The sequence below is a fragment of the Succinimonas amylolytica DSM 2873 genome (assembly GCF_000378405.1).
GTDB lineage: Bacteria > Pseudomonadota > Gammaproteobacteria > Enterobacterales > Succinivibrionaceae > Succinimonas > Succinimonas amylolytica.
This window is the reverse complement of sequence record NZ_KB899636.1, coordinates 1,335,607-1,342,798: the sequence shown is the minus strand read 5'-3', so window position 1 is coordinate 1,342,798 and position 7,192 is coordinate 1,335,607. Positions and strand designations below refer to the sequence as shown.

Genomic DNA, 7,192 nt, shown 5'->3' with positions numbered 1-7,192 from the left:
GGTCTTAACGAGTTCTTTGCTTTCTGAAAGTTCGGATTCTTTCTTCTCAAGTGAATCCATGAGCTCGCTGATCCTGTTTTCCAGTTCTTCTACTTTTTGGGTTTGATTTTGAAAGGCTACTTTCTGCTCTTGAGTATCGGATCTCAACTCTTGAATAGTTGTCTTCAGCCCCTGAATGACTGTATTCTGCTCTTGAATGGTTAATGTAAATTTTTCGATCAGTGCGTAAAGAGGATCCGATTTGGCAGAATCGGTATCGTGCTGATTGATTGGAAGTGCGCTATTTGTAATCTTTACTTCCATTGCAATTCCCTTCAGCATGCCACGATTTTTGTGTGCGGTATAGTACGGATTCACCAGCACTTTTGTCAAGAATCCCTGAAGCCTTGAAATGGGGGTTTAAGACCTAATACCAAATTTTTATATCTGCATCACATTAAATTGAGACAGTGGACAAAACGATTGAGCAGAAGAGGGATATATTATCTGGTCATCGACAAGGGCAGAATAAACTCTGGTAAAAGGATAGGGATACGTAACGGAAAAGACTGGCCTGCACCGGAACCCCACGACCAGTCCCTCAGAAGGAAACTGCCAAGCTCATCTGCTCTTCCGTAAGCGGTCATCAGGTTACGGCTGCGGTGCTCCCGTGGTGATTAACCTTTACGAGAACACCGAAAAAACGGAACGACAACGGGAGCCGAGTTTTCATTGTGTGTCGGTGGATTTCCCCACTCAAATGCCGATTTCAGGCTGTAGAAAAAACCGGCAATGTCCCGAAGAACCAAATAAAAAACTGATTTAAAGACCTTTAATTCTCTCGATTGCCTCTACACTGTTCTCATAGGTACCAAAAGCAGTGAGCCTGAAAAAACCCTCCCCATGAGGTCCAAAACCAGACCCCGGAGTGCCTACTATTCCGACTTTGTTAAGAAGAAGATCAAAGAAATCCCAACTCGACAATCTATGAGGGGTTTTTAACCAAATGTAAGGTGCATTCTCACCACCATAAACGGTATACCCTGCATCACTAAGAGCTGTTTTAAGATACAGAGCATTTTTCATATAAATTGCAATCTGCGCTTGAATTTGCTGAGCACCCTCTGATGAATAAACAGCTTCTCCGGCTCTTTGTATAATGTACGGAGCTCCATTATATTTAGTGCCATGTCTTCTGGACCACATGGCATGAACAGATTTATCGTGCAGTTTAAGTTTTTTGGATATGACAGTAAAGCCAAGTCTTAAACCGGTAAAGCCTGCTTTTTTAGAAAATGATCTGAATTCAATTGCACAATATTCTGCTCCACTGCATTCATAAATGCTATGTGGAAGAGTATCATCATTTATATAAGCTTCATAGGCTGCATCATACAAAATAACAGCTCCTATTTTTAATGCATAATCTACCCATTCCTGTAACCTGTCTTTTGTTATAGAAACACCTGTTGGGTTATTGGGAAAACAAAGGTAGATCAAATCCGGTTTAACCTTGGGAAAATCTGGAATAAATCCATTAGTCTCCGTACAGGGCATATAAATCAGTTTGCTATAAAGTCTTTTTTCTTCATCAAAATTCCCTGCCCGTCCTGCCATTACATTTGAATCCACATATACAGGATAAACAGGATCACAGACTGCCACTAAATCATTCTGATCGAAAATTTCCTGTATATTAGAGCAATCACTTTTCGCACCATCAGAAACAAAAATTTCATCCGGTTCAATATTAATTCCTCTGCTTTTATACTCATTTTCGACGATAGCTGTTCTTAAAAATTCATAACCAAGATCCGGAGCGTAACCGTGAAAGGTATTTGCAACCCCCATTTCATCTACAGCTTTGTGCATAGCTTTTAATACTGCAGGAGCAATAGGCTGGGTAACATCACCTATCCCCAGCTTTATAAGCTTAGCATTTGGATTACTGATTTCAAATTCATGTACTTTTCGTGCAACTGTTTGAAAAAGATAAGAACCCTGTAAATTTAAGTAATTTTCATTTATCTTTGCCATAATTTCCCACCAATTATTCCTTCACAATTTACACTGCTATCTCACCTTCAAAGACAAATTCAGCAGCCCCTGTCATATATACGGGATAACCATTACCATCCCATTTAATTTTTAACTTGCCGCCTAGTAAATGAACAGTGATTTCTTTATCAGTGCAGTCATTTAAAACACCCGCCACAGCTGTTGCGCAAGCACCAGTACCGCACGCAAATGTTTCACCGGTTCCGCGTTCCCATACTCGCATTTTTACATTTTGACGATCAATAATCTGAATAAATTCTGTATTAACACGTTTTGGAAAAGATGGATGGTTTTCAAAATGTCTTCCTAATCTTTCCAATGGAAAATTATCCACATCATCAACATAAACAACTGCGTGAGGATTCCCCATTGACACACATGTATGGAAATAAACTTTTCCTTCTACTTCAATAGGTTCATTAATAACAGTATTTTTTTCACTTAATACGGGAATGTTCTCTGATTCCAGGATAGGCAAGCCCATGTCAACGCAAACACTATTTACTTTTCTTGTTTGACTATGTTCATCTACATCAAGCCAAATTTTTTTAATTTTTCCTGCAGAAATAATGCAAAATTCTTTTTTATCAGTTAATCCTTTGCAGTAGACATATACTGCCACACAGCGTATACCGTTACCGCACATTTCGCCTCTGCTTCCATCTGCATTGTACATTTCCATTTCAAAATCTGCCTGGTCAGAAGGATTGATAAAAATCACTCCATCTCCGCCAACTCCGAAATGTCGATCAGACAGTTGTTTTGCGATTTCTACTTTCCTTTCCGGAGAAAAGTTTACCTCTGCCCCGTTTATATAAACATAGTCGTTTCCACAACCCTGCATTTTTGTAAATTTCATATTTGCCATCTCTTTTCCAATAGTGTTTCAAAATCAATTTTCACACGTCTCAAAGCCTTATGTTTCACACATGATGATTTCATATCGCTCATAGATCATGTGAATTTATGATATTTTTCCTTGAATTTCCGTTTCTTATCCGCAGATTAAGAGTTCTCAGAAAAAACTGCCTTTATACTGCAAATGATTTTGAAATTTACACAAAATATCATCAATGATTTCAGGAACATACTGCTAAAAATCCTGCAACGGGACGCCACTCCGTCAGGATCACGAAAATATCTACCTGCTGAAATGGAGTGCCCGTCACCGCTTTGACAAAATTTTTTAGCATTACTGTTTGGACGAACTACAGTCTTGGATCATAACTATCGTGATAAACTGCCTTATGTAGTGCTGTGAATTTACCGAATTCAGAGACCGACAATCGTCAATTCATAATATATAATCATATATCCAAAAACTTACATTCGTATAAATTCATATGATATCTAAACCATTATCTGGAACAATGAATCCAATTGTCATTTTCCGCTATTTCCATAGTTAGATAGCACACGAGCAGAAGGATCATTCACATTACACCCTTCCCATTCTTTATTAGGCATCCAAAAGTCTTTTATCATTTGTGACTGCCCCGGGTAATATTTTTCAAAAATATCCCGATACAGTAGCGATTCCTTAGTAAAAGGCATCGCATGAGCATAATTTCTGCGCTTTTCCTCAAACTCCGCATCATCATATTGCTCTTCTGCATAAGCCTTTAAATGGTCAACCATCGAATGTCCTACCGCATCGGAAAATGCAGCTTTTTCTCTCCACAGAATTTCCGGTGGCAAATAATCAAGGCCTTCAAACGCATGTCGCAGCAGATATTTTCCTTTGTTATAGTGATTACGTTTCATTTCGGGATCAATGGACATCACATAATGCACAAAATCAAGATCCCCAAAAGGAACACGAGCTTCTAAAGAATTGGATGAAATGCATCTGTCAGCCCGGAGAACATCATACATGTGAAGTTCCCGAACGCGCTTCTCTGCCTCTTTCTGAAATTCAGCAGCAGATGGAGCAAAATCAGTATATTTATAACCAAAAAGCTCGTCAGAAACTTCTCCTGTAAGAATTACTCTTAAATCAGTTGTTTCATGAATTGCCTTGCAAAGAAGGTACATGCCCATGCTGGCACGAATAGTCGTAATATCGTAGGTACCAAGAATATAAATAACATGTTCAAGTGAATTTATTACATCATCCCTGGTAATAATAATTTCCGTATGATCGGCATTAAGGTACTCGGCAGTCTGCTTGGCGTATTTGAGATCAATGGCATCTTCTCTCATACCAATAGCAAAAGTCTTAATCGGAAGCTCACTCCTTCTTGCGGCTATACTGCAAACCAAGGAAGAATCCAAACCTCCGGAAAGCAAAAAGCCTACTTTTGCATCTGATATAAGGCGCTTTTCAACACCGGCGACAAGAAGCTCACGTATTTTTGAACATACAGTTTCTAATTGCTGATCCTGAAGTTTTGCATCTGGTTTGGCAATATCACAATAACTGATAAATTCTCCATTTTCATAATAATGCCCCGGCGGGAAAGGGAAAATTTTTCCGTCTACAAGCTCTGTTAAGCACTTGGGCTCACTTGCAAATACGATATCCTGAGCTTTAGTATATCCGTAATATAAAGGACGGATCCCAATCGGATCACGAGCCGCAATCCACTTGCTGTCATTGTGATCATAAATAACACAGGCAAACTCGGCATCAAGCATTGCGAACATTTTTGTGCCATACTCTTTATACATTGGTAACAGCACTTCGCAGTCACTGCCGCTGGCAAACTGATAACCGCGTTGTTTTAGCTCGCTTTTGATTTTTTCAAAACCATAGATCTCGCCATTACACACGCAATAGTTTCCATTCATCTCAAATGGCTGCATTCCATCAGGAGTTAATCCCATTATGGAAAGCCGCTGAAATCCCATTAAGCCATCACCGACTTTTATGGCCTTAGAATCATCCGGACCTCTTGAAGTGGTTTTCAGCATGGCGCCTTTTAGTGTTTCAAGATCTGCTGACGGACCGCAAACTGAAAAAATACAACACATATACAATCCCCAAAAAATGGGAATTTGATTTGCTTCGTATCAAATTCCCGCTTTTTTTTTACAAGAAAACAGAATTTATTTTACAGAGAACAGCAGTTCACCATAGGATGGCAACGGCCAGTATTCCCTGGAAACGCATATCTCGGCTTTATCAGCCAAATTACGTAAATCCTGCATCTTAGGAAGAATTTCATCACGAATCAGCTGGCTTTCTGTGATGATTTCTTCTGTGCCATTAATTTTCTCAGCGGTTTGTTCCAGTTCTTCTGTCTTCTGATAAATCTGATCAGCAAGTGAAGAAAGTGTTTCTACAATAGACTTTTCATACTTGCATTCCAGAGCTTCATTGACAGATCTCTTTTTCACTACCGTTCCAGAAAGCTTGTCTGCATAGTTTATAATCGCCGGCAGAATCATCCGACGGGCCATCATAAGTTCTGTATTAACTTCAATCCAAACCTGCTTGCAGTAATTATCCAGCATAATCTCGCATCTTGAATGAAGTTCGGCTTCATTAAACACCTTATGAGAAGTAAGCATCTTCACATTCTTCTCATCTAACAGATGAGGCATGCAATCCGGTGTTGTAGGATAATTTAACAGCTTTCTAACTTCAGTTGCTTCCTTAACCCAGGCCGCATCATACCCATTACCGTTAAATATGATTCTCTTATGATCATGAATAGTCTTTTTAATCATGTCATGAAGAGCTTTTTCAAAGTCATCGGCTTTTTCCAGCCTGTCGGCATAAATCCTAAGCGATTCTGCCACAGCACTGTTTAACATCATGTTAGCACAGGCAATGCTGTTTGATGATCCCAGGCTTCTGAACTCGAACTTATTGCCGGTAAACGCAAACGGCGAAGTACGGTTTCTGTCAGTTGTATCACGGGCAAATCTCGGCAATACATCAACACCAAGCTTAATAAGCTTCTTTTCCTTGTCGTGATACGGAGTATCAGACTCAATAGCTTCGAGTATTGCTGTAAGCTCATCACCAAGGAAAATTGAAATGATTGCAGGAGGAGCCTCGTTTGCTCCTAATCTGTGATCATTGCCGGCGGTGGCGACAGAAAGTCTCAGCAGATCCTGATAATCATCAACAGCTTTAATTACAGCGCAGAGGAACAGCAGGAACTGTGCATTTTCAGCCGGCGTATCACCGGGGGACAGCAAATTGAATCCGGTATCTGTCGATATGGACCAGTTGTTATGCTTGCCGCTGCCGTTTACACCTGCAAACGGTTTTTCGTGCAGCAGACATACCAGACCATGGCGAGCAGCCACTTTCTGCATGATCTCCATCATCAGCTGATTCTGATCACAGGCAAGGTTAGTAGTTGCATATATCGGAGCAAGCTCATGCTGCGCAGGAGACACTTCGTTATGTTCGGTCTTTGCCAGTATCCCAAGTTTCCAAAGTTCTTTGTCAAGATCAGCCATAAACTCCTTTACCTTGGGTTTAATTACGCCAAAGTAGTGATCATCCATCTCCTGACCTTTGGGAGGCTTGGCTCCGAAAAGAGTTCTCCCGGTGTACTGCAAATCAGGTCTCTTATCGTACATTTCCTTTGAAATAAGGAAATACTCCTGCTCGGGACCGACAGATGTATGGACATGTTTAACCTGATCATTGCCAAACAATTTTAAAATTCGCAAAGCCTGGCGATTAAGAGCTTCCATTGAACGTAAAAGCGGAGTCTTTTTATCTAATGCTTCACCGCCGTAGGAGCAAAATGCTGTCGGTATGCAAAGAGTCTGATCTTTAATGAATGCATAAGAGGTAGGATCCCACGTGGTATAGCCTCTGGCTTCAAATGTAGCTCTGATTCCGCCGGTTGGAAATGATGATGCATCAGGCTCACCCTGGATCAGTTCCTTTCCAGAAAACTCCATAATCACACCGCCATCCGGAGACGGTTCAATAAAGGAATCATGCTTTTCAGCAGTTATACCGGTAAGCGGCTGAAACCAATGCGTAAAGTGAGTTGCACCATTTTCAATAGCCCAGTCACGCATTGCCTTTGCAACTGAATCAGCTAAACCAAGTTCTAATTTTGCACCCACTTCAATGGTCTTTCTTAACGATGAATAAACGTCACTGGTTAAAACAGAACGCATAATCCGATCATCAAATACCATACAACCAAAATACTCGGGAACAGTACCTGTTGTCATAATT

General features: G+C 40.4%; 5 protein-coding genes. All 5 read right to left on the bottom strand.

Annotation, left to right across the window (positions count from 1 at the left end):
• Positions 1-363, bottom strand: a 363-nt coding sequence (locus F557_RS22610) for a hypothetical protein (RefSeq protein WP_026297774.1), incomplete at its 3' end; no start/stop codon positions are given.
• 438 nt (positions 364-801) lie between these two features.
• Positions 802-2,016, bottom strand: a complete 1,215-nt coding sequence (locus F557_RS0105955; protein WP_019001332.1) for an LL-diaminopimelate aminotransferase — start codon at positions 2,014-2,016, stop codon at positions 802-804.
• Positions 2,017-2,044: 28 nt separating this feature from the next.
• The gene (gene dapF / locus F557_RS0105950; protein WP_211209518.1) at positions 2,045-2,905 is read right to left on the bottom strand and encodes a diaminopimelate epimerase; all 861 of its coding nucleotides are present in this window, start codon (positions 2,903-2,905) and stop codon (positions 2,045-2,047) included.
• 515 nt (positions 2,906-3,420) lie between these two features.
• On the bottom strand, positions 3,421-5,010 hold the full coding sequence (asnB, locus tag F557_RS0105945) for an asparagine synthase B (RefSeq protein WP_026297773.1): 1,590 nt from the start codon (positions 5,008-5,010) through the stop codon (positions 3,421-3,423).
• Positions 5,011-5,085: 75 nt separating this feature from the next.
• A complete protein-coding gene (locus F557_RS0105940) occupies positions 5,086-7,188 on the bottom strand; it encodes a glutamine synthetase III family protein (protein ID WP_026297772.1) in 2,103 nt (700 codons plus the stop codon).
• Between the last annotated feature and the right edge of the window lie 4 nt (positions 7,189-7,192).